General features: G+C 67.3%; 20 protein-coding genes. 12 read left to right on the plus strand and 8 right to left on the minus strand.

Annotation, left to right across the window (positions count from 1 at the left end):
• Positions 1-259: 259 nt before the first annotated feature.
• Positions 260-484 carry a hypothetical protein gene (locus tag SPHPHY_RS0115575; protein ID WP_022687616.1) on the minus strand — a complete coding sequence of 75 codons (225 nt, stop codon included), beginning with the start codon at positions 482-484 and terminating at the stop codon, positions 260-262.
• Positions 485-603: 119 nt separating this feature from the next.
• On the opposite strand from SPHPHY_RS0115575, the gene SPHPHY_RS20375 reads away from it, so the two are divergent.
• The 7 genes from SPHPHY_RS20375 (at position 604) to bfr (ending at position 8,435) form a co-directional block, all read left to right on the plus strand.
• Complete coding sequence (locus SPHPHY_RS20375) at positions 604-1,974, plus strand: ectonucleotide pyrophosphatase/phosphodiesterase (RefSeq protein WP_051148329.1); 1,371 nt, start codon at positions 604-606, stop codon at positions 1,972-1,974.
• Positions 1,971-2,291: an ArsC/Spx/MgsR family protein gene (locus tag SPHPHY_RS0115585; RefSeq protein WP_022687617.1), complete on the plus strand. Its 321-nt coding sequence runs from the start codon at positions 1,971-1,973 to the stop codon at positions 2,289-2,291. Before SPHPHY_RS20375 ends, SPHPHY_RS0115585 begins: the two co-directional genes overlap by 4 nt.
• Complete coding sequence (locus tag SPHPHY_RS0115590) at positions 2,288-3,715, plus strand: phospholipase D-like domain-containing protein (protein WP_022687618.1); 1,428 nt, start codon at positions 2,288-2,290, stop codon at positions 3,713-3,715. The genes SPHPHY_RS0115585 and SPHPHY_RS0115590 overlap by 4 nt, the downstream gene beginning before the upstream one ends.
• A gap of 348 nt (positions 3,716-4,063) precedes the next feature.
• Complete coding sequence (gene purL / locus SPHPHY_RS0115595; RefSeq protein ID WP_022687619.1) at positions 4,064-6,295, plus strand: phosphoribosylformylglycinamidine synthase subunit PurL; 2,232 nt, start codon at positions 4,064-4,066, stop codon at positions 6,293-6,295.
• A 117-nt stretch (positions 6,296-6,412) separates the two neighbouring features.
• Positions 6,413-7,606 carry a DUF418 domain-containing protein gene (locus SPHPHY_RS0115600; RefSeq protein ID WP_022687620.1) on the plus strand — a complete coding sequence of 398 codons (1,194 nt, stop codon included), beginning with the start codon at positions 6,413-6,415 and terminating at the stop codon, positions 7,604-7,606.
• A 53-nt stretch (positions 7,607-7,659) separates the two neighbouring features.
• Positions 7,660-7,830, plus strand: a complete 171-nt coding sequence (locus SPHPHY_RS21505) for a (2Fe-2S)-binding protein (RefSeq protein WP_081645327.1) — start codon at positions 7,660-7,662, stop codon at positions 7,828-7,830.
• 89 nt (positions 7,831-7,919) lie between these two features.
• A complete protein-coding gene (bfr, locus tag SPHPHY_RS0115605) occupies positions 7,920-8,435 on the plus strand; it encodes a bacterioferritin (protein WP_028056991.1) in 516 nt (171 codons plus the stop codon).
• Between the two features lie 41 nt (positions 8,436-8,476).
• Here bfr and SPHPHY_RS0115610 read toward each other — a convergent pair whose 3' ends face one another.
• The 7 genes from SPHPHY_RS0115610 to SPHPHY_RS20385 all read right to left on the minus strand — a co-directional run bounded on the left by SPHPHY_RS0115610 (position 8,477) and on the right by SPHPHY_RS20385 (position 14,860).
• Positions 8,477-8,956, minus strand: a complete 480-nt coding sequence (locus SPHPHY_RS0115610; protein ID WP_028056992.1) for an Hpt domain-containing protein — start codon at positions 8,954-8,956, stop codon at positions 8,477-8,479.
• Positions 8,957-9,021: 65 nt separating this feature from the next.
• On the minus strand, positions 9,022-10,389 hold the full coding sequence (gene der / locus SPHPHY_RS0115615; RefSeq protein ID WP_022687623.1) for a ribosome biogenesis GTPase Der: 1,368 nt from the start codon (positions 10,387-10,389) through the stop codon (positions 9,022-9,024).
• A gap of 228 nt (positions 10,390-10,617) precedes the next feature.
• Positions 10,618-11,943 (minus strand): PQQ-like beta-propeller repeat protein, encoded by a 1,326-nt coding sequence (locus SPHPHY_RS0115620; protein WP_022687624.1) that lies wholly within the window; start codon positions 11,941-11,943, stop codon positions 10,618-10,620.
• Positions 11,940-12,686, minus strand: coding sequence for a tetratricopeptide repeat protein (locus SPHPHY_RS20380; RefSeq protein WP_022687625.1), 747 nt, complete (start codon positions 12,684-12,686; stop codon positions 11,940-11,942). The genes SPHPHY_RS0115620 and SPHPHY_RS20380 overlap by 4 nt, the downstream gene beginning before the upstream one ends.
• Before the next feature lie 68 nt (positions 12,687-12,754).
• A complete protein-coding gene (panB, locus tag SPHPHY_RS0115630) occupies positions 12,755-13,633 on the minus strand; it encodes a 3-methyl-2-oxobutanoate hydroxymethyltransferase (protein WP_022687626.1) in 879 nt (292 codons plus the stop codon).
• 24 nt (positions 13,634-13,657) lie between these two features.
• Positions 13,658-14,041, minus strand: a complete 384-nt coding sequence (locus SPHPHY_RS0115635; RefSeq protein ID WP_231370484.1) for a hypothetical protein — start codon at positions 14,039-14,041, stop codon at positions 13,658-13,660.
• A gap of 57 nt (positions 14,042-14,098) precedes the next feature.
• Complete coding sequence (locus tag SPHPHY_RS20385) at positions 14,099-14,860, minus strand: Crp/Fnr family transcriptional regulator (protein ID WP_022687628.1); 762 nt, start codon at positions 14,858-14,860, stop codon at positions 14,099-14,101.
• Between the two features lie 410 nt (positions 14,861-15,270).
• Here SPHPHY_RS20385 and SPHPHY_RS0115645 point away from each other — a divergent pair, with 410 nt between their 5' ends.
• The 5 genes from SPHPHY_RS0115645 to SPHPHY_RS0115675 all read left to right on the plus strand — a co-directional run bounded on the left by SPHPHY_RS0115645 (position 15,271) and on the right by SPHPHY_RS0115675 (position 21,094).
• The gene (locus SPHPHY_RS0115645; RefSeq protein WP_022687629.1) at positions 15,271-16,620 is read left to right on the plus strand and encodes a site-specific integrase; all 1,350 of its coding nucleotides are present in this window, start codon (positions 15,271-15,273) and stop codon (positions 16,618-16,620) included.
• 433 nt (positions 16,621-17,053) lie between these two features.
• Entirely contained in the window at positions 17,054-17,707 is a 654-nt protein-coding gene (locus tag SPHPHY_RS0115650; protein ID WP_022687630.1) for a hypothetical protein, read from the plus strand.
• 358 nt (positions 17,708-18,065) lie between these two features.
• Entirely contained in the window at positions 18,066-18,302 is a 237-nt protein-coding gene (locus tag SPHPHY_RS0115660) for a hypothetical protein (RefSeq protein ID WP_156025115.1), read from the plus strand.
• Complete coding sequence (locus tag SPHPHY_RS0115665) at positions 18,299-18,583, plus strand: hypothetical protein (RefSeq protein WP_156025116.1); 285 nt, start codon at positions 18,299-18,301, stop codon at positions 18,581-18,583. Before SPHPHY_RS0115660 ends, SPHPHY_RS0115665 begins: the two co-directional genes overlap by 4 nt.
• 402 nt (positions 18,584-18,985) lie before the next feature.
• A complete protein-coding gene (locus SPHPHY_RS0115675) occupies positions 18,986-21,094 on the plus strand; it encodes an AAA family ATPase (RefSeq protein WP_022687635.1) in 2,109 nt (702 codons plus the stop codon).
• The last annotated feature ends 60 nt before the right edge of the window (positions 21,095-21,154 follow it).

The following is a 21,154-nucleotide window of genomic DNA, read 5'->3' on the forward strand; positions in this document are numbered from 1 at the left end:
AGCGCTGAATGTCGATCCCGCCAAGGGGCGCGCCGCCCCGCCCCCCCTTTCGCGCGACTTGCCCGGCTCTCGACTGCACCCGGCGTAAGCCGGGGTCAGTTGGGAAGCCAAGGTAATCCCGCGCCGCCGGACCGCTCGGCGATCACGACGCGATACCGTTGCGGCCCGCACGCAAGAACAGCCGCCGCCACCCTGCGCCAGCGAACGCCCTTGCCGCTCAGACCCGATCGACGCGCGCCCCGGCGGCAACCAGCCCGGCCTATTTCGGCGCGCCCTCGACCACCGGCTTGTTCAACAGATCGCCATATGGCGCCTTCAGCTCCGCGCCTTGGCCCGGCTGCGGCTTCAACCACGCCGGGGTCGCGCCGGGCGCGGGGGTGATCTGCATCACCGGGGTGCGCGGCGCCGGTGCGGTGGCGCGCGGAGTCGGCGCGGGTTGCGCCTGCTCCTTCGCGGGCTCGCCCTTGCCGCAGGCCACGAGCATCAGGCACGATAAGGGAAGCAACCGTCGCATCACCTCTGAAAGCGCGACGCCCCGCCCGCGTTCCGCGCCGGTCACGACAAGTCTTTGTTCTGCAAGAGACGCGGCGTAAGGGCGCGAAAATGACGGCTCGTTTTCTTACTATCGCCGCGCTCGCCGCGCTCTCCGCCTGCGCTTTGCCGCACACCCCGCCCGCGCTGCCGCCGGTCACGGCCCCCGCCCCGGCCCCGGCCCCGGCCCCCGCACCGCCCGCGACCACCGGCGTCGCCGCGGCGCCGCGCGCGCCGGTGACGATCCTCGTCTCGATCGACGGCTTCCGCCCCGACTATCTCGACCGCGGCGTCACCCCGCACCTGTCGCATCTCGCCGCGACCGGCGTGTCGGCGGCGATGCGTCCGTCCTTCCCGTCCAAGACCTTTCCCAATCACTGGACGCTCGTCACCGGGCTGGTCCCCGACCACCACGGCATCACCGCCAACAGCATGGAAGACCCGGCGCGCCCCGGCGAGACCTTCACCATGGCCACCGACGATCCGTTCTGGTGGAACGCCGCCGAGCCGATCTGGGTGACCGCCGAGCGCGCCGGCCTCCGCACCGCGACGATGTTCTGGCCCGGCTCGAACGTTGCCTGGGGTGGAACCCGCGCCGCCGCCTGGCCGCACGAGACCACCGGCGGCACGCGCCCGTCGGACTGGCAGCAATATGCCGAGGCCGCCAGCGACCGGCAGCGCGTCGACGGGATCATCGACTGGCTGCGTCGTCCGGCCGCCACCCGCCCGCAGTTCCTGACGCTCTATTTCGAAGAGGTCGACACCGCCGGCCATCGCTTCGGCCCCGCCGATCCGCGCACCACACACGCCGTCGCCGCAGCCGACGCCGCGATCGGTCGCCTGACCGCGGAACTTGCCGGTCTGGGACAGCCCGCCAACCTCGTGATCGTTTCCGACCACGGCATGGCACCCACCGACTCGCGCCGGACCGTCGCGCTCGACACCGTCGTCGCCGCCACCGATGCGCGCGTGGTCGAATCCGGCCCCTATGCCACGCTCGCCCCGCTTCCCGGCCGCGACGCCGCGGTCGCCGCCGCGCTGCTCCGCGCGCACCCGCACATGCGATGCTGGCGCAAGGGCGAACTGCCCGCGCGCCTTCGCTACGGCACCAGCCCGCGCATCCCGCCGTATCTGTGCCTCGGCGAAGACGGCGCGGGCGGCGGCTGGACGATCGCGAAGACCACGCCGACGCGGCAGGTGTCGGACGGCGCGCACGGCTTCGACAATGACGCGCCGGACATGCGCGCGCTCTTCATCGCCAGCGGTCCGGCGTTCATGCCGGGCAAGCGGCTGCCGACGTTCGACAATACCGATGTCGCCCCGCTGCTGCGCGACCTGCTCGGGCTCCCGGCCGGGCAGGGTCTCGACGGCAGCGACAAACCGTTTCGCGGCGTGCTGCGCGCTGGACCGCAGCGTGCCGGCCTGCCACACGCGCAACGATGAACGCGACGATCCTCCACAACCCGCGCTGCTCGAAATCGCGTGAGGCGCTGGCGCTGCTCCACGATGCCGGCGCGCAGGTGACCGTCGTCGACTATCTCGGGAACCCGCCGTCGCGCGACGAACTCGCGCGGCTGTGCGCCCGCGCCGGCCTCGCCCCGCGCGCGGCGCTCCGCAAGGATGCGCCGGCGGTCGCCACCGACGATGCCGCGCTCGACCTGATGGCGCGCGATCCTGCCACGATCGAGCGGCCGTTCGTCGAAACTGCGAAGGGCGCGGTCATCGCGCGCCCGGCCGATCGCGTCCGCGACCTGCTGTGAGGCTGCCCGACGACGCTCGCTGGCGCGTGGAGCCGGCCACCCGCGCCTCGGTGGTGGTCGATGCCGACGATTACTTCCGCGCCGCCCGCCAGGCGATGCTGAGCGCGAAGCACCAGATCCTGCTGGTCGGCTGGGACTTCGATGCGCGCATCCGCCTCGCCTGGGACGACGATCATCCCGAAGCGCCGGCCGACGTCGGCGCATTCATCACCTGGCTGGTGAAGCGCACCCCCGGCTTGCAGGTCCACATCCTGCGCTGGGATACCGGCGCGATGAAGACGCTGGGGCGCGGCAAGACGCTGTGGACGCTCCTCGCCTGGCGCTGGCGGCAACCGCGCATCCACCTGAAGCTCGACGGGCACCACCCGCTCGCCGCGTCGCAGCACCAGAAGATCGTCGTCATCGACGATTGCCTCGCCTTCTGCGGCGGGATCGACATGACCGACGAGCGCTGGGACACGCGCGAGCACCGCGACGACGATCCGCACCGCCGCTCGCCCAGCGGCCGCGCATACAAGCCGTGGCACGACGTCACCACCGCGCTGCAAGGCCCGGTCGCCGCCGCGCTCGGCGATCTGTGCCGCACCCGCTGGCAGATCGCGGGCGGCGCGCCGATCGCCCCGCCGCCCGCGCGGGAGGGGACGTGCTGGCCCGAAAGCCTCGCCCCGCAATTCACCGATGTCGACGTCGCGATCTCGCGCAGCCAGCCCGACCATGACGGGCAGGAGGAGGTGCTGGAGATCGAGCGGCTCTACCTCGCGCTGATCGCCGGCGCGACGAAGCGCATCTACGCCGAGAGCCAGTATTTCGCCTCGCGCCGCATCGCCGAGGCGATCGCGAAGCGGCTCGCGGAGGACGACCCGCCCGAGATCGTCGTCATCAACCCCGTCACCGCGCAGGGCTGGCTGGAGCCGATCGCGATGGACACCGCGCGCGCGCGGCTGGTCGCCGAGCTCAAGAAGCGCGATCGCCACGGCCGCTTCCGCATCTACCACCCGGTCACGAAGGGCGGCGAGCCGATCTATTGCCATGCCAAGGTGACGGTGATCGACGACGTCGCGCTCCGCATCGGCTCGTCCAACTTCAACAACCGCTCGCTGCGGCTAGACACCGAATGCGACGTCACGATCACCGAGGAACCGGAGACCATCGCCGCGATCCGCGCCGACCTGCTCGCCGAGCATCTCGGTGCCGACCCCGCCGACGTCGCGGCACGCATCGCCCGCGACGGCCTGATCGCGACGATCGAGGATCTGCGCGGCGCCGGCCGCACGCTGATCCCCTATGAGATCGACGATCTCAACGGCGTTGAGAAATGGCTCGCCGATAACGAGGTGCTCGATCCCGAAGGACCGGGCGAGATGTTCGAATCCTTCGAAAAACGCGGTCTGCTCCGCCGGCTCCGACGGCGGCGGCGGAAATAAGCTCCCCGTCGTCGCGAGCGCGGCGGAATAATGCCGGCCGCCCTGCTCCGCCGGCGCCCGAGGTCGGCGGAGCAGGGCACGGTCAAACCAACCTGCCGTCCTTGCGAGCGAAGCGAAGCGATCCAGGGCATCCCGCGCTCCCCTGCGAAGCATCGCGCCGCCCGGAATGCCGCCATCCCGTAGCGAAAGCCCGTTCCTCCCGACCCCGGCGGATCGCGGCACGCGGATCACGTCAACGCTCCACGGCCGGACACCATGGTCTTCGCCCACACCCCGAAACCCCCGCCCGAACCCCGAACCCGCAAACCGCATCTGGCATCCGCGCCCGCGCCCCGCTATGCGCCGCGCATGACCGCCATCACGCCACAGATCGTCGCCGACCACGGCCTGTCTCCCGAGGAATATGAGCGCGTGCTGGGCGCGCTCGGGCGTGAGCCGAACCTTGTCGAACTCGGCATCTTCTCGGTGATGTGGTCCGAACATTGCAGCTACAAGTCGAGCCGCATCCACCTGAAGAAGCTGCCGACCGAAGGGCCGCAGGTCATTTGCGGCCCGGGCGAGAATGCCGGCGTGATCGACATCGGTCCTGGTCCGGATGGTCGGGGCCAGGCCGCGATCTTCAAGATGGAGTCGCACAACCACCCGTCCTACATCGAACCGTATCAGGGCGCGGCGACCGGGGTCGGCGGAATCCTGCGCGACGTCTTCACGATGGGCGCACGCCCGGTGGCGAACCTGAACGCGCTGCGTTTCGGCCGGCCCGATCATCCCAGGATGCGCCACCTGATCTCGGGCGTCGTCCACGGCATCGGCGGCTACGGCAATTGCGTCGGCGTGCCCACGGTCGGCGGAGAGGTGAACTTCCACCCCGCCTATGACGGCAACATCCTCGTCAATGCGATGACGGTCGGCGTCGCGGATACCGACAAGATCTTCTATTCCGCCGCCAGCGGGATCGGCAATCCGATCGTCTATGTCGGCAGCAAGACCGGGCGCGACGGCATCCACGGTGCGACCATGGCCTCGGCGGACTTCGGCGAGGATGCCGATGCCAAGCGCCCGACCGTGCAGGTCGGCGATCCCTTTACCGAAAAGCTGCTGATCGAGGCGTGCCTCGAACTGATGGCCTCCGATGCGATCGTCGCCATTCAGGACATGGGCGCGGCCGGCCTCACCTCCTCCTCGGTCGAGATGGCCTCGAAGGGCGGCGTCGGCATCGAGCTGGTCATGGACGACGTGCCGCAGCGCGAGGAGGGCATGACGCCGTACGAGATGATGCTCTCCGAGTCGCAGGAGCGGATGCTCATGGTCCTGAAGCCGGGTCGCGAGGATTTCGCGCGCGCGATCTTCGAAAAGTGGGAACTCGACTTCGCGATCATCGGCCATGTCACCGATACCGGGCGCATGGTGCTGAAATGGCAGGGCGAGACGGTGTGCGACATCCCGCTCGGGCCGCTCGCCGACGATGCGCCGCTCTACGATCGCCCGCATGTCCCGACACCGCCCGCCAAGGCGCTGGTGAACGTGCCGGAGAGCAGGGACCCTGCCGCCGATCTGCTCGCGCTGATGGCCTCGCCCGATATCGCCAGCCGCCGGTGGATCTGGGAGCAATACGATCACATGGTCGGCGCCGACACCGTGCAGCGCCCCGGCGGCGACAGCGCGGTGGTGCGCGTCCACGGCACCGACAAGGCGCTGGCGATGACCACGGACTGTACCCCGCGCTATTGCTTCGCCGACCCGGTCGAGGGCGGCAAGCAGGCGGTGGCGGAGGCGTGGCGCAATCTGACCGCGGTCGGCGCGACCCCGCTGGCGATCACCAACTGCCTCAACTTCGCCAATCCGCAACGCCCGGAGATCATGGGCCAGATCGTCGGCTGCCTCGACGGCATGGCGCAGGCATGCCGCGCGCTCGACTTCCCGATCGTCAGCGGCAACGTCAGCCTCTATAACGAATCGAAGGCGACCGGCGGCGGCTCGGCGATCCTGCCCACCCCGGCGATCGGCGGCGTCGGCCTGCTCAAGGACTGGCAGAAGAACGCTACGATCTCCTTCAAGCAGACCGGCGACATCATCGTCGTCGTCGGCACGCGGCGCGGCGACCTCGGCCAGTCGCTGTGGCTGCGCGAGCTGCACGGGCGCGAGGAAGGTCCGCCGCCGCGCGTCGACCTCGATCTGGAACGCCGCGCCGGCGACTTCATCCGCGCGCAGATCACCGCCGGGCATCTGGGCGCGGTCCACGACGTGTCGGACGGCGGCATCGCCGTGACGATCGCCGAAATGGCGCTGGCCGGCAACATCGGCGCGATGATCGACCGTGCGCTGCCCTACGATACCGCCGCCTCGCTGTTTGCCGAGGATCAGGGCGTGTACGTCGTCACCGTCCACGATCATGCGCTGCTCGATTTCCTGCAGGCCGCACTCGACGCCAATGTCGAGGCCGAGCCGCTTGGCCGCACCATCGGCACCCGCATCATCTTCGAGCTGGCCGCCGGCGACTTCTGCGTACCGCTCGACGCACTGCGCGCCGCCCATGAGGGCTTCTTCCCCAATCTGATGAACGCCGAGGCCGCGCTGTAATCCACAACCCCCGTCGTTCCCGCGCCGGCTCCCGCAGCGGTCGAGGCGGCAGCGGCGCCGGATGCTCGCCGCTGCGGGAGCGACGGGCAGGGACAGGAGAGCGGTCGCCACACCCCGATGACTGACGCCGCCCCCCGCATCGTCGTACTCGACGCGCTCCGCGGCACGGCGGTGCTCGGCATCCTCGTCGCCAACCTGCCCGGCTTCGCGCTCCCGCTCGCCGCCTATTTCTCCCCCGCTGCCTGGGGCGGCACCGCACCCGCCGACGTCGCGATGTGGACGCTCACCTTCGTGCTGGTGGAGGGCAAGATGCGCGGACTGTTCGCCGCGCTGTTCGGCGCGTCGATGCTGCTCGTCATCGAACGCGCCGACGCGCGCGGCGACAATGGGGCCGCGCTTCACCTGCGCCGCATGGGCACGCTGTTCGTCATCGGCTGCGTGCACCTCTATTGCGTCTGGAGCGGCGATATCCTCGCGCTCTACGCGCTGGTCGGCACCGTCGCGCTGCTCTTCACCGGCGCACCCACCCGGCTGCTGCTGTTCGCCGCCGCCGCCGCCTTGCTGGTGGCGACGATCAACGGCCTCGCGCTCACCGCCGTCGGCGACCGCGTGCTCGAGGAGGTCTTCGGCCGCTCCTCCCCCGCCGCCCTGGCGCGCGAGATCGCGGCGCTGCGCGGCTCATGGACCGGCACCGTCGCGTGGCGCTGGCATGAGGAAGCCGGCCCGCTCACCGCTTTCCTCGCCAATGGTCCGGAAACGCTCGCGTATATGCTGCTCGGCATGGCGGGGCTGCGCAGCGGCTTCCTGACCGGTGCCTGGCCGCGCCGCCGCTACGCGGTGGTGGCGGCGCTCACGCTCGGCATCACGCTGCCCGTCTACGCCGCGGTCGCGTGGCGGACGATCGCGCACGCGTTCGATGCGCACGCCGTCGTCCTCGCCAGCTTCGTCCTCACGCCCCCGCTCCGCCCGCTAGGCGTCGCCGGCGATGCCGCGTTGTTGCTGCTGCTGTTTCGTGACGGGCCACTCACGCGCCGCCTCGCCGCCACCGGCCGTGTCGCGCTCAGCAACTATCTGGGGTGCAGCCTCGCCTTCACCGCGCTCTTCTACGGCTGGGGTGCGGGGCAGTTCGCGCGCTGGGATCGCGCCTCGCTGTACCTGCTGATCATCCCGGCATGGGCGCTGATGCTGCTGTGGCCGCGCTGGTGGCTGACCCGGTTCGGGTACGGCCCCGCGGAATGGTTGTGGCGATGGGCGACTCGCGGTCGCTGGGCACCGCTTCGTCGCACCAGTTGCGAGCGCGACGCAATTTAGCTTGCGATCCATTCGCAGTATCGGTACTCGGCGAACATCGGTAAGGAGCCCGTATGGTCGTCTGCGTTTGCAATGCGATTCGCGAGTGTCAGGTGCGGGAGGCGGCACGTGCCGGCGCCACCACTGCATGTCAGGCCTATCGCTGTCTCGGTCGTCAGGCCAAATGCGGACAATGCGTTTCGTTCGCACGAGAGATCATCGCGGACGAACGTGCGGCTGCATAACGTTCTCAACAGTTGACACCATAGTTTTCGGGCTTTCGCGCCTGCCCTGACCGATGTATTCGGCCTGCATTCCACTGGAGGCAGGCACGATGAAGGGTGACCCTAAAGTCATCGAATTTTTGAACGAGTCACTCAGGAACGAGCTGACCGCTATCAACCAATATTGGTTGCATTACCGGCTGTTCGATCACTGGGGCGTCTACAAGCTCGCCGAGTTCGAGCGTCACGAATCGATCGACGAGATGAAGCACGCCGATTGGCTGGCGGAGCGCATCCTGTTCCTCGACGGACTGCCCAACTTCCAGCTGCTCGGTCGCCTGCGCATCGGCGAGACCGTCGAGGAAATCCTCAAGGCCGATCTGGCGATGGAGATCGAGGCCGTCGCGCAGCTCAAGGCCGCGGTGTCCTATTGCGAGGAAGTGAAAGACTATGTCAGCCGCGAGCTGTTCGCGCGCATCCTCGCCAGCGAGGAAGAGCATGTCGACACGCTCGAGCGGCAGTTCGAGATGATCGAGCGGATGGGCATCCACAACTACATCCAGCTCAACTCGATCAGCGAGCATGACAAGCCCGAAAGCGGCGCCGCGCCGTACCTGAAGGGCTGAGCATCCGGCAGGCGGCGGACGGCACGTCCGCCCCTGCCGCGTTACACCGTCTTGCGCCCGAAGCCGCCGGGTCCGCGCGATAATGGCTGCGGATGCGGCACCGGGGCGGACACAGGCGTCGCCATCGGCGTCGAAACCGGCACCGGCGGCGCGCCTGCCCCGCCGTCGCGCTCCAGAAACGCCAATGTCTGCAACAGCACGGGACGGAGTGCGACCACATCCTCGATCGCGCCTTCCGGCGAATCGTGGTGTTCGATGCACAATCGCGCGTGATCCTCGATCTTCTCGGCCAGATCCGCCAGCGCGGTCGCGCCGAACTGCCGCGCCTCGCCTTTCAGCGTGTGCGCCGGGATCACCATCGCCACCGCATTGCCCTTGCGCATCGCTTCTTCCAGCGCGGACAACGACTTGATGCCATCCTCGCGGAAATAGCCGAGGATGCGCGCGAAGCCGGTTCCCAGCTCGGCACGGGCACGCGCCAGCGCTTGGCCGTCAACCAGATTGCTCGATTCCAACGACACCAACGTCTCCCGCTTCGGCTACCTTGGCGGAACGTAGCCGACGCCGGTAAACGCTTGGTAACCGGCTATTTGACGAACGGGTTCTTTGGCGCGCGCAGCATCAGGCGGACCGGCACAGCGCCAAACCCCAACTCGCGCCGGATGCCGTTGATAAGATAGCGTTGATAGCTCATCGGCAATTCATCGACGCGCGTCCCGAACAGCACGAAACCGGGCGGGCGCGTCTTGGCCTGCGTCAGGTAACGCAGCTTGATGCGCTTGCCGCCGGGCGCAGGCGGCGGATTGGCTTCGATTGCGCGCTCGAACCAGCGGTTTAGCTCGCCGGTCCCCACGCGCCGCGACCACGCCTCGCGGGTTTCGAACGCGGCGGCGATCAACTGGTCGATGCCCTTGCCGGTGGCGGCCGATACCGCCAGCAACGGCACGCCCTTCACCTGCGCCAACCCCTCGTCCAGCGCCTTCTTCACGCCGTTGAACAGCCCCGACGGGTTCTCCGCCACGTCCCATTTGTTGAGCGCGATCACCAGCGCGCGCCCCTCTTCCAGCACGCGGTCGGCGATGCGCAGATCCTGCGCCTCCAGCCCCAGCGTCGCATCGAGCAACAGCACGACCACCTCGGCGAAATCGACCGCGTGCAGCGCATCGGCGACCGACAACTTTTCCAGCTTGTCCTGCACTTTGGCGCGCTTGCGCATCCCCGCGGTGTCGATCAGCCGCACGTCGCGCGGGCCGCCGACCGAGCCGTGCCAGACCCAGTCGACCGAAATCGAATCGCGCGTGATCCCGGCTTCCGGGCCGGTGATCATCCGGTCCTCGCCCAGCATCCGATTGACCAGCGTCGACTTCCCCGCATTCGGGCGCCCGACGATCGCCAGCTTCAGCGGCGCGTCGAGTTCGTCGACATACGGCTCATTCTCTTCCTCGATCTGCAACGGCTCCAGATGCGGCAGCAGCGATTCGAACAGGTCGACCACACCTTCGCCATGCTCGGCGGAAAACGGCACCGGATCGCCGAAGCCAAGCGCCATCGCCTCGTACACGCCTGATTCCCCCGCGCGCCCTTCGGCCTTGTTCGCCAGCACGATCACGGGGGTATCGGCGCTACGCAGCCAGCGTGCGATCTCTTCGTCCAGCGGCACGATCCCGGCGCGCGAATCGATCACGAACAGCGCGACGTCGGCATCGTCGACCGCAGCCTGCGTCTGCTGGCGCATCCGGCCCGGCAGCGTCTCGGGATCCTCGTCCTCATAGCCCGCGGTGTCGACGACGCGGAACTCCAGCCCGAGCAGGTGTGCGTCGCCCTCGCGCCGATCACGTGTGACGCCGGGCCGGTCGTCGACCAGCGCCAGTCGCTTGCCGACCAGACGATTGAACAGCGTCGACTTGCCGACATTGGGACGGCCGACGATCGCGACGATGGGAAGACGGGACATACGCGTGACCTAATGATTTATCGGCGAAGGCGATAGTGTGCGTGTCGCCCGACCGCCGGACCGTGCCCCGTACGAGCGCACAGACGAAGCGAATGGAATAAAGCCGATCATCGCGCATGTGGCGATGCAAACCAGGGCGCATCAGGACGTCCTTGATTGCCTCGCTACACGCGCGATGCCATGTGAGTAGCACGTGTCGTCCGCCACGGGACGAACGGCGCGGGTGCCTCACCGCCAGGCGGTGATGACCCCTTTGCCGTCCAGCGTGTACAGCGTCTGGTTCGCCACCACCGGATTCAGCGAATATTCGTCGCCGGCCTCGATCGTCGTCTGCACGCTGCCGTCCACCGGCGACGCGCCTACCAGCTCGCCGCGCGAATTGGTCAGCCACAGCCGGTCGCCGGCCAGCACCGGCCCGAACCAGTTATAGGGGTCGCTGCGCTTTTCTTCGTTCTTGAACCCGCGCAGCTGGCTGATCCAGCGCAGTTTGCCATTCGCGCGCGACAGGCACACCAGCTTCGCGTCGTCGGTGACCAGGAAGATCCATTCGCCCGCCACCCACGGCGTGGAGATGCCGGCGAGGTTCTGTTCCCACATCCGCTGTCCGGTGGCGATCTCCAGCGCGACCATGCGCCCGCCCTGCCCGATCGAATAGACGCGCCCGTCCTCGATCACCGGATCGGCATCGATGTCGGCGAGGCTCGACACCGAGGTCGTGATCGAGGTGCGCGACAGCGCGTCCTGCCACAGCGTCCGCCCGTTCTCGTAGCGATAGGCGTTCAGCTCGCCGCTCGAAAAGCCGGCGACCACCGTGCCCGAGCTGGCGGCCGGTGCTGCGACCCCGAACACGCCCTGCGTCTCGAGACTCGCCGACTGCGTCCACACCACCTTGCCGTCGGCCTGGCCCAGCGCGAATATCTGGTTGTCCTGGCTCAGCACATAGACCTGCCCGTTGGCGACGGACGGCGCGCCGCGCAGCGGCCCGCCCGGCTTGGCGCGCCACACGACGCTGCCGTCCGCGGCGTTCACCGCGACGACATCGCCCAGCCCGTCGGTGGCATACAGCTTGCCCTCGTCATAACTGACGCCGCCGCCGAAACGCGCGGAACGGTTGTCGTCGTTCTCGGGCAGCGCGCGCGTCCACAGCTTCGCTCCGGTATCGGCCGCGAAGGCGTGCAGCGTCGCATCGACGTCGACCGCGAACAACTTGTTCTCGGCGATGACCGGCCCGGCGGCGAGCCGCGCGCGGTTGCTGCCGCCGTTGATCTGCGCGCTCCAGACCTTGGCCGGCTTCGGGGAGGCGAGGAGCAGGTTGCCCATCGACTTGGCCGCATTGCCGCCCGGCTGCGTCCAGGCGTCGTTCGCCACCGCGGTCGGCAGGGTGACGGGAACGTTCTCCAGCCCCTTGTCGACGGTCGCCTGATTCTCGGACATCAGGATGGGCACGCGTTGCCCGATGGTCGGCGTCTTCTTGGGAGAACCCTTGAAGATGCCGCAGCCGCTCAACCCCACCAGCGCGGCGAGCGCCAGGCCGGTCGCCACCCGTGTCGTCATCGCGTCGTCACACCTTCGTTCTGGGCCGGGGCGGTCGCGCCCGGCGCCTTGGGCGCCGCGGCAGGGGTGCCGGTCGCCTTGTCATCCAATACGCCCGCCATCTGAACGGCGCGTTGACGCAGCGAGCGCGGCACCTGCTCGTCGGCGGCGATCCGCGCGAAGACCTGTCCGGCCAGGTCGCGGCGGCCCTGTTGCAGGTATGCGGCCGCCATCAACTCGCCCGCGCTGCCCAGCCACGGATTGCCCGCGACTGCCAGCGGGCGCATCCGCTCGGCGACGACGTCGGGCTTCAGCGTGTCGAATTCGGCGCTGGTCTGGCGGATCAGCGCCAGGTCACGGAACGGCTGCGCCACCGACGCATCCTGTGCAATGCCGGCGAACTTGGCCGCGGCACCCTTCAAGTCGTTCTTCTGGAGGAGCACGTCGGCTTGCGTGAAGGTCGCGGCGACGCGGTATCCGACGCGACCCGACTGCGTCAGCGTCGCAAGCGGGGCCGCGGCCGCATTGGCGTCGTTGGAGGCTAGCGCATCATAGGCGGCCTGCAACTGCTCTCCTTCGCGTCCCGCCGCCTGCTCCTGGCGATGCTGCCAGAAAAGGTACGCACCGAACGCGGCCAGCGCCACGACGATCGCGACGATGATCGCGATGCCATAGCGGCGCCAGACGTGCATCGCCTGGTCGCGACGCAACTCGTCGTCGACCTCGCGCAGGAACGCTTCATTGTTTTGCGGCGTCAGGGCCACCTAATACTCCGGGCTATACGGAAAACGACCGGCGTGTAGCCGCTCGCCAGGGGAAACGGAAGGGCCGGCTATTCGCGCGGCGCGTACAGCTGCTCCGCGGTGGGAAACGCCCGCGTGCGGACCTCCTCGGCATATTGCTGCGCGCGCTCGGCGACGAAGCCGGCCATGTCGCCGTAGCGCTTCACGAAGCGCGGCGTCCGCTCGAACAAGCCCAGCATGTCCTCGGCGACCAGCACCTGCCCGTCGCAGCGCGCCGATGCCCCGATGCCGATCGTCGGGATCGCGATCGCGGTCGTGATCTCGACGGCGATCGGCTCCACGACGCCTTCGATCACCAGCGCGAACGCGCCTGCCGCCGCGATCGCATGCGCGTCGGCGACGATCTTCTGCGCTTCCTCGGGCGTGCGCCCCCTGGCACCATAGCCGCCCAGCACGTTCACCGCCTGCGGCGTGAGGCCGATATGTCCCACGACCGGAATGCCGCGCTCGACCAGGAACGCCACCGTCGGCGCCATCGCGACCCCGCCTTCCAGCTTCACCGCCGCCGCGCCGGTCTGCTTGAGCAGCATGGCAGCGTTCTCGAACGCCTGCGCAGGCGACGCCTCGTAGCTGCCGAACGGCATGTCGACCACCACGGTCGCATGATGGCTGCCGCGCACCACCGCCGCGCCGTGCGCCGCCATCATCTCCAGCGTCACCGGCACCGTCGAGGGCAGGCCGTAGATCACCTGCCCCAGGCTGTCGCCGACCAGCAGCATGTCGCAATGCGGGTCCATCAACTGCGCCATGCGCACGGTATAGGCGGTCAGCATCACCAGCGGCGCGGCGCTGCCCGCGGCGATCGCGGCCTTGCGTGCGCGAATCGCCGGAACGGTCAGCCGCTTCATCGGCGCGGATACCGGGGTGGCGCGGCTGGTGGCGGTGTCGATGGTGAAGGTCGTGGACATGGGCGCCGTGCTACGCCAGCGCGCTCAAACGATCCAGCCGCGTCGCCGCGCGAGATGCGCCAGGTGCAGCGCCAGCGCGCCGAACGCCAGGATCAGCAGCGGAAAGTACAGCACGTATGGCCCCTTGACGGCGATGATGTCGGTCATCGCGAACATCCATCCGAACTGGATCATGACCGCCACCAGCGACACCGTCAGCAGCGCGACCGCGTGTCGCGACCGCAGCAGCAGCGCCACCGCGCCGAGCAGCATCGTGCCCGTCGCGATCGCATAGTCGAGTCGATACCACAGCGGCAGGCGGTCGAAGAGCGCGCGGTCATAGTCGCTCGCCGCCGCCATCGCATCGGCACCTTGCGTCAGCTGCGTGAAACATGCCCAGCAGCCGAGCGCACCCCACAGCAGCAGCATTGCCACCACGATCCGATACCACCACGGCGCGCGACTTGCCCGATCCCTGTCCATCGCTCAGGTCGTAATCATGTCGACCGGCGGCGGCGACTGGTAATCCGCCATCCGCATCAACTCGTCCGTGCGCAGCAGCGTCACGTCCCTGCCGGCCAGCGCGATCAGCCCGTCCTGCCGCATGACCTGCAAGGTGCGATTAACGTGGACGCTCGTCAGCCCGAGCGTGTCGGCCAGCATCTCCTGCGTCAACGGCATCGGAAACGAGCGTTCGCTGGCGAGGCCGACGTCGAGCAACCGGTCGCGAAGCTCCAGCAACAGGTGCGCGAAGCGCTCGATCGCCGATTGCCGCCCAAGCCGCGCGGTCCCGTCGAGCAGGTGGTGGAGCGTCTGCATCGCATGCCGGCGCAAGGCCTCGTCGAACAGCGCGATGTCGGGCCCCCGGAGCCCGTCGAGGTCGATCAGGGTCACCGGCGTCAGCGCGACGATCGTCGCAGGATTGGGCAAGCGACGGTCGAGCACCATCAGGTCGCCGGGCACGAACAGGTGCTGGATCTGCCGCCGGCCGTCCGCGAAATGCCGGACGTACGCCGCCCACCCCGATCGCAACGCCGGTACGCCCGCCACCATTTCTCCATCATGCGCGATCTCGCGGCGCGAGCGGACGTTGCGCGCCAGGAAGCGCCGCGTCCGGATCCCGATCGTGTCGGCGAGGCCCGGGGAAAGCCGGTCGAGTCGCCGCCGCACCGGATCGCTGCCGTCGATCGTCACCGGTGACGGCGGATCGATGCCGGCGAACGGCCCGCGACGCTCGACCCGGATCATGGCCCCGGGCGCGGGCCACCCGCCTCGCTGCTGCTGTCGTGGTCGGCGGCTGCGGCCATCCTCGTTCTCCCGCTCGGGAGCCGGACGACGTAGCCGCTGTGAAACACATCCGGTTCCACGCGCTCGTGCCACATCGCCCCGATGCTACATACATCATAGCAGGCGAAGCGTCTGAGACCGAAGGTATAATTGCGGATTGTAACTCTTGGTCGGGGCGACAGGATTCGAACCTGCGACCCCCACACCCCCAGTGTGCATCTGCTAAACTCAAGATGATCTACAGTTGTCAGATCGGATACGTGAAGAGTCCTAAAAACCTTAGCAAATGCGAACGATTTCGCGTCACTTGCGCCCTGCCGTCACCCGCTGTCATAAGCGCGGTGGCGACTCCGTGGCGACTCAGGTGATACATGCCGACTCTAAAGTTAGGCCGTAAGGCACTGTCCAATCTGCCGACGATCACCCGTCCGACAATCTTCTACGATGCGGAGTTAAAAGGGTTTGGCTTGAAGGCCCTCCCGCCCAGCGGCCGACACGCCGCAGGCAGCCGCTCGTGGATCGTCGAATATCGCCCTGGGTCAGGCGGTCGGAACGTAGCCAAACGAAGAGTCGTGCTCGGCTCTCCGGAGACGCTATCGCCCGAGACCGCGCGTGAAGCTGCCAGGGTCATGCTTGCCAGGGTGCGCCTCGGCGAAGACCCTGCAGCAAGGCGCAAGGAGGCGCGCATCGCGCAGTCGATCGCCGAGCTGGAGCCTCTTTACAGCGCCGACACGAACCCGCTGCGAAAGCCCCGCACGGTCGTCCTGTATATGGCGCTGTGGAAAAATCATCTGATCCCTGCTTTCGGGCCGAGTAACGCGCGCGATCTGAAGGTCAGCGACGTGCTGCGCTTCCATCGCTCATTCGGCCAAAAGCATCCATCGACGGCGAACCGCACCATCATCCTATTGAGCCACTTCTTCAGATGGGCACAGCAGGCGCAGCATGTGGCAGAGAACCACAATCCCGCACGTGGTATACAGAAATTCAAGGAACGGGGTCGCGAGCGCTACCTGGCGTCGAATGAGCTGTCCCGTCTCGGAGCCGCGATCCGGCTTGCGGAAACCGAGGGCGTGCCTTGGCGCGCGGCGGACCCACTCCGCCCGAATGCTAAGCACACTCCAAAACGGCCTGAGGTGCGACTTACAAAAATCGATCGCGAGGCCGCCGCTGCCCTCCGGCTGCTAATTTTCACCGGCGCGCGCCTCCGCGAGATCCTCCATCTTCGCTGGAGAGAGGTGGATCTTGATCGAGGGCTGCTGCTCCTGTCCGACTCAAAGACCGGCAAGAAGACCATTGTTCTAGGTAGTCCCGCGATCGTCGTGCTGAGCGAGCTTAAGGCCGCTGCCATCGCGCTGGCTGCAACGGCGGGTAGTAGATCCACCGCACCGCTCAGCGAGTACGTGTTTCCCTCAATGGATGATCTCACACGCCCGAAGGCCGATTTAAAGCGCCCTTGGGCGACAGTTATTCGGGCGGCTGACCTGCCAGGCCTGAGGCTCCACGATCTTCGGCACAGCTTCGCTAGCGTCGGCGCCGGCGCGAGCATGGGCCTGCCGGTCATCGGAAAACTGCTCGGACACGCCGACGTGAAGACCACGGCTCGCTATGCGCACCTCGACTCGAGTCCTCTGCGCAGGGCGAGCGACGCGATCGGGGGCGCAATCGCCGTCGCGATGGGCGAGATGCCGCAAGCTGCTGCGGTGCCTCAAAAGGCTTGATCGATGAGCGCGGCTTGGCATGCGGTGCGTCTTGCTAAGACTTTCGTTGGCAGTTTTCCGCCATTTTCTGATTTTAGCTTTCGGCCCTCAACAATCCGTTGAGTTGAGGCTTCACTCAACAAAGTGTTGACAACTCACGAATCGTTGTACCGCAAGCAGAATCAGTGTATTCCTACGTCACCTTATCCGATTTGAGGTGACACGCCATGAGCGAGCGCTTGTTCGCGGACACACTTGAAACAGCAGCGATGCTGGGCCTTTCCGCCGGCCACTTACGCAATCTGCGAATCTATAACCCCGCAGAAGGACCACCCTTCATGCGGGTAGGCCGGCGGGTTCTCTATCCACTTACTGGTCCAAAGGGCCTTCGTGCTTGGGCAGAGCAGCGCGCCGTCGCTCGCTATCCAATCCTGACGACGGAGAACTAACAACCATGCCGACGAAACTGGAAACCGCGCGTCGCGCGGCTGATTACGCGCGCGCTGAAGAGGCGCGAGAGGAGCAGGTCGGGCGCGATCTTTCTAAGAAGAAGAGCGCCGCAGAGGCCGCTCTACTCGCGGCCGAGACCGAGACCCGCGACGCCGCACGCCGCAAGGCGACTGGCGAGACCGTGGAGGTGCCGCGGCATGACTTCACGGCGATGAAGCTCGAGGTCGAGGGCATCACGGAAGCATGCGCCACTCAGGACAGCGTGATCGCGAAGGCGCAGCGGGTCGTGGTCGGCGCTGAGCGCGACGTGAGGCAGGCTCTCCATGAGGGGAGCGTAGCGCTATACTCGGAAGCTCAGGACGCCTTTCAGGAGGCGGTCGATGCCTGCGTTCGTGCCGCAATCGACGCGGGCGGCGCTTACCAGGCGCACCACACGCGCTTTCCGACACCCGGCAAAACGACGCACCCATTTCCCAGCCTGGCAAAGGCTTATGGCCCAGCCGGCGAGTTCCTCGACATGCTGCGCCACTACCAGTGGCCGTTTCACCCCTACGACCTCCGACCGGCATCGTGCCCGAAGAACCCTGGCCAGAACTCTGGCCTCTTCCCTGGTCTCGGCGCTGCCGTTTCGGCCTACATCGCTGAGGTGGAGGCATGAGCCGCCTCACTCCACAGCAGCTCGCCAGCATTGCGCGAGCAGGGTCCGCGGAGCAGGCGATCGCGACCATTGCAGCGCTGCGCCCGGCATCCACTCAAGCACCTGCGCGCGTGCACGAGCCCGCCTCCCCTACCGCTCCGGCCGTCGCCGTGCCACCGGCCCGGGTGGGCGCGGGCAGCAAGCCGGACGGCGGCGACTTGGTCGCCCTCGCGAGATCGGTCGGACTTGCCGGGCTGACCGCTAAGGCCGCACCCCAGGCGTCGCCTCAACCTAAATCCAACGACGACGACGAAATCGTAGCGCTCGTTCGGTCCGCTGGTCTCGCTGGCTTCAAGCGTCAAAACGAGGAGGAGTCCAAGTGACCCTACTCGCCGCAGTTCACCTGCTCTCCATGCCCGATGTCGATCCTGCGACCGGGCTGCACCGGTACAATTACGATACCGGCAAACGTTCCGAACGCCGCGTCTTGCCCGGCGAAGTGTTCGAGTTCACCGATGACCGAGCCGAGCTTCAATGGCTGCGCGATCAGGAGGCTGTCCGCGATCCGACGCCGGCTGAAGTGGACGCCTACAATCTCGCGAGCGGCGTCCTGTGATGCTCCTCGTGGCGCTTCACCTCGTCTCTTTGCCCGACCGGAACATGCCGAAGCACGGCAGCGCTTTCGATCGTAGCGGGAGACCCGTCCAGATCTCGGATGCTGAGCCCGCACCCGCAGACGGCCTGGACTTCCGCCTCCATGCCGAGAAGCAGGTACGTCCCGGCGCCATCTTCGACTTGGTCGAAGGCGGCGCTGTGGAGGGGGCCCGGCTGATAGCCCTCGGTGCCGCGCGACTGCCGACTGCCGACGAAATCACTGCCCATGAGGCCGCGAGGTGAGGCCGGCAGGGAGCGACTGGTCGCGGGCCGCACGCGAACGCCGGCGCCACTTTAAGGCGGAAGGGCTCGCCCCAAAGTTAGCGGCGCAGATCGTCCGTGCGGAACGCCTTATGCGGCAGCGGCTCGCCGCAATTATCGGGAAGGCGACGGCGAATAAGGCCAGACTTGCCTACTTCGAAGGCGACCCACGACCGGTTAAAATGCTGCTCGACGACTGCCACCTCGACAATGAGCAGCGGTTAGCAATCGCGCCGCTCTGCTCAGGATATGCAGTCCACACCCATTAACAGAAAAGCCGGCGTCGAACGGTGGGGACCATCGACGCCGGCTTCCTGGATTACGTCCTAACAACCGTTTCCTTTATAGGATGATCCGGGCCTATGCACAAGGTGCTACGTCCCCATGCCAACTTTGCCTGACGAATTTGATACGCTGCTTGGCGCGTGCATGACTGCATCGCCGCATGATCAGCCGATCACGATCACCACGTTTTCTGACGTGCACGCGACCGCTCAGACGGTTGTCACTTCATCAGTTCGCAATTTCATCGGCGGCTTCTCATCGCGCACCGCAAAGAACAAGGCAGCACTTCCTCTCTTTAAGATGGCTCAGTTTGGCGACGCGGCGACCGATCGCGGAAGCTTGCGCCATGACGACAACATCGTTGCGATTAGCGGTATCGTCGCGGACTACGACGCGGGAGAAATCAGCATATCTGAGGCGGCCGCCATGGCGCGCGCCGCCGGCATCGCAGTTGCCTTCGTCGGATCTCCTTCCCACTCTGCCGCGAAGCCGCGCTGGCGAGCCGTCGCACCGCTGGCAGAACTCGTTAGTCCGGACGAGCATGCTCGCATGTGCGCCCGGCTCAACGGCGCCCTAGGGGGCGCCCTGGCGAGCGAAAGCTTCACCACTTCGCAGTCGTACTTTTACGGTCGCTTGGATGGGGCTCCTGAGCTGGAGGTCGCCATTGTCGACGGGCAGCCGCTCGACAGGGCTATAGATCTCGACGCGAAGGCGCTCGGCCGCGACGGGCGGCCATTCAACGGCTTTGCTGCCACCAGGGCCGCCGACGAGCAGCAGGAGCCATTTGAAGCCGCCCGCGCCGAGTCAGCGCTTGCGGCGATCCCCGCAACCAACGCCGACGATCCCGCAACCGGCGGCCGTGACCTTTGGCTCAACCTCGGCATGGCGCTGTTCCATGGCAGCTGCGGCTCGGATGAAGGCTTCGCGCTGTGGGACGCTTGGTCGAAGCGTGGCGCCAAATATGGTGGCGAGCGCGATCAGCGCCGCAAGTGGCGATCGTTTGGTCGAGCGGGTGCCAAACGCTCAATCGGCCTAGGTACGCTGTACCGAACAGCAGCCCAGTACGGGTGGGAGCCGCCAGAGACCGCGGCGCGAAAAGAGGCGATCGAGTCGGCGATCGCTGATCTAGACGATCTCGATCCACTCGCCGACCCCGCTGAAGCCCTGCTGCGCCCGAACCGTCTGCGATTCTTCAATCCTGCCGAGTGCGCCGCCGAGCCATCCCGCGGCTACATCGTGAAGGGGCTCATGGCACCCGGCGATGTCGGCTGCATCTACGGCGCGCCAGGCGCCGGCAAGTCGCTGATCAGCCCGCATATCGGCTACGCGGTCGCGCGCGGCGTACCCGCGTTTGGCATGCGAACGAAGCCGGGCCTCGTGCTCTACGTCGCGGCCGAAGACGCGCGCGGCATGAAAGATCGAGTGCGCGCGCTCCGCATCCGGCACGGAGATGCTGACGCGTTCCGGGTCGGCGAGGGCATCACGGACCTACTCACCACCGGCAGCGAGGATCTGGTCGAGCTGCGCAGGCACGTCCGCGAGCTGCAGCCATCGCTGATCTTCATTGATACGCTGGCGATGGCCTTCCCTGGCTTGGAAGAGAACTCCGCCGAAGGAATGGGTCGCGTGATGGCGGCCGCGCATTCGCTTACAAAGCCGAGCAACGCTGCAGTTGTCTTGGTTCACCACGACACGAAGGCTCAAACGCCTACGCCACGGGGCCACAGTCTGCTCAACGGCGCGCTCGACTTCGCCTTGCAGCTCTTCCCCAAGGATGAGTCCGGCGTCGTGCGCGGCCGCCTATCTAAGAACCGCAATGGCGCGTGCGATCGCGACATCGCCTTCCGCATCGACACCGAGCAGCTAGGCGTCGACGAAGACGGCGACCCGATAACCGCCGCCCTGGTTGCGGAGCTGACGCTCGGCGCAGCAGCTCAGCGTGTCAAGCTGTCGCCGAGCGAGGCAGCCGCGCGCCGCCACCTATCCGGGTTGCAGGTCGACACCAATGGCTCCGCATGTGAGCGCGAGTGGCGCGAAGCGTGCATCAACGGCCGCGCAGTGTCGGGCTCGGACAACGCAGATAGTCGCCGCCGGGTCGTAGATCGCGCCGTCGCAAGCCTCGTCCGAAAAGGCGCCGTAACCATACGAGACGGCCGAGTTTTTCCGGACAACGGCGCTTCGTACCAACACGATGATTTGGAGCCCTGACGTGTCAGGCGCTCGTCAGCATCGCACCTTATCCGGACAAGCCCGCAACGAAACCTGTTC

The sequence above is a fragment of the Sphingomonas phyllosphaerae 5.2 genome (assembly GCF_000419605.1).
GTDB classification, from domain to species: Bacteria; Pseudomonadota; Alphaproteobacteria; order Sphingomonadales; family Sphingomonadaceae; genus Sphingomonas; species Sphingomonas phyllosphaerae_B.

Coding starts and splice junctions, on each gene's coding strand:
- SPHPHY_RS0115575 (WP_022687616.1), bottom strand. CDS start 484: ATGCTCGTGGCCTGCGGCAAGGGCGAGCCCGCGAAGGAGCAGGCGCAA.
- SPHPHY_RS20375 (WP_051148329.1), top strand. CDS start 604: ATGACGGCTCGTTTTCTTACTATCGCCGCGCTCGCCGCGCTCTCCGCC.
- SPHPHY_RS0115585 (WP_022687617.1), top strand. CDS start 1,971: ATGAACGCGACGATCCTCCACAACCCGCGCTGCTCGAAATCGCGTGAG.
- purL (WP_022687619.1), top strand. CDS start 4,064: ATGACCGCCATCACGCCACAGATCGTCGCCGACCACGGCCTGTCTCCC.
- SPHPHY_RS0115600 (WP_022687620.1), top strand. CDS start 6,413: ATGACTGACGCCGCCCCCCGCATCGTCGTACTCGACGCGCTCCGCGGC.
- SPHPHY_RS21505 (WP_081645327.1), top strand. CDS start 7,660: ATGGTCGTCTGCGTTTGCAATGCGATTCGCGAGTGTCAGGTGCGGGAG.
- bfr (WP_028056991.1), top strand. CDS start 7,920: ATGAAGGGTGACCCTAAAGTCATCGAATTTTTGAACGAGTCACTCAGG.
- der (WP_022687623.1), bottom strand. CDS start 10,389: ATGTCCCGTCTTCCCATCGTCGCGATCGTCGGCCGTCCCAATGTCGGC.
- SPHPHY_RS0115620 (WP_022687624.1), bottom strand. CDS start 11,943: ATGACGACACGGGTGGCGACCGGCCTGGCGCTCGCCGCGCTGGTGGGG.
- panB (WP_022687626.1), bottom strand. CDS start 13,633: ATGTCCACGACCTTCACCATCGACACCGCCACCAGCCGCGCCACCCCG.
- SPHPHY_RS0115635 (WP_231370484.1), bottom strand. CDS start 14,041: ATGCTGCTGCTGTGGGGTGCGCTCGGCTGCTGGGCATGTTTCACGCAG.
- SPHPHY_RS20385 (WP_022687628.1), bottom strand. CDS start 14,860: ATGATCCGGGTCGAGCGTCGCGGGCCGTTCGCCGGCATCGATCCGCCG.
- SPHPHY_RS0115645 (WP_022687629.1), top strand. CDS start 15,271: ATGCCGACTCTAAAGTTAGGCCGTAAGGCACTGTCCAATCTGCCGACG.
- SPHPHY_RS0115650 (WP_022687630.1), top strand. CDS start 17,054: ATGCCGACGAAACTGGAAACCGCGCGTCGCGCGGCTGATTACGCGCGC.
- SPHPHY_RS0115675 (WP_022687635.1), top strand. CDS start 18,986: ATGCCAACTTTGCCTGACGAATTTGATACGCTGCTTGGCGCGTGCATG.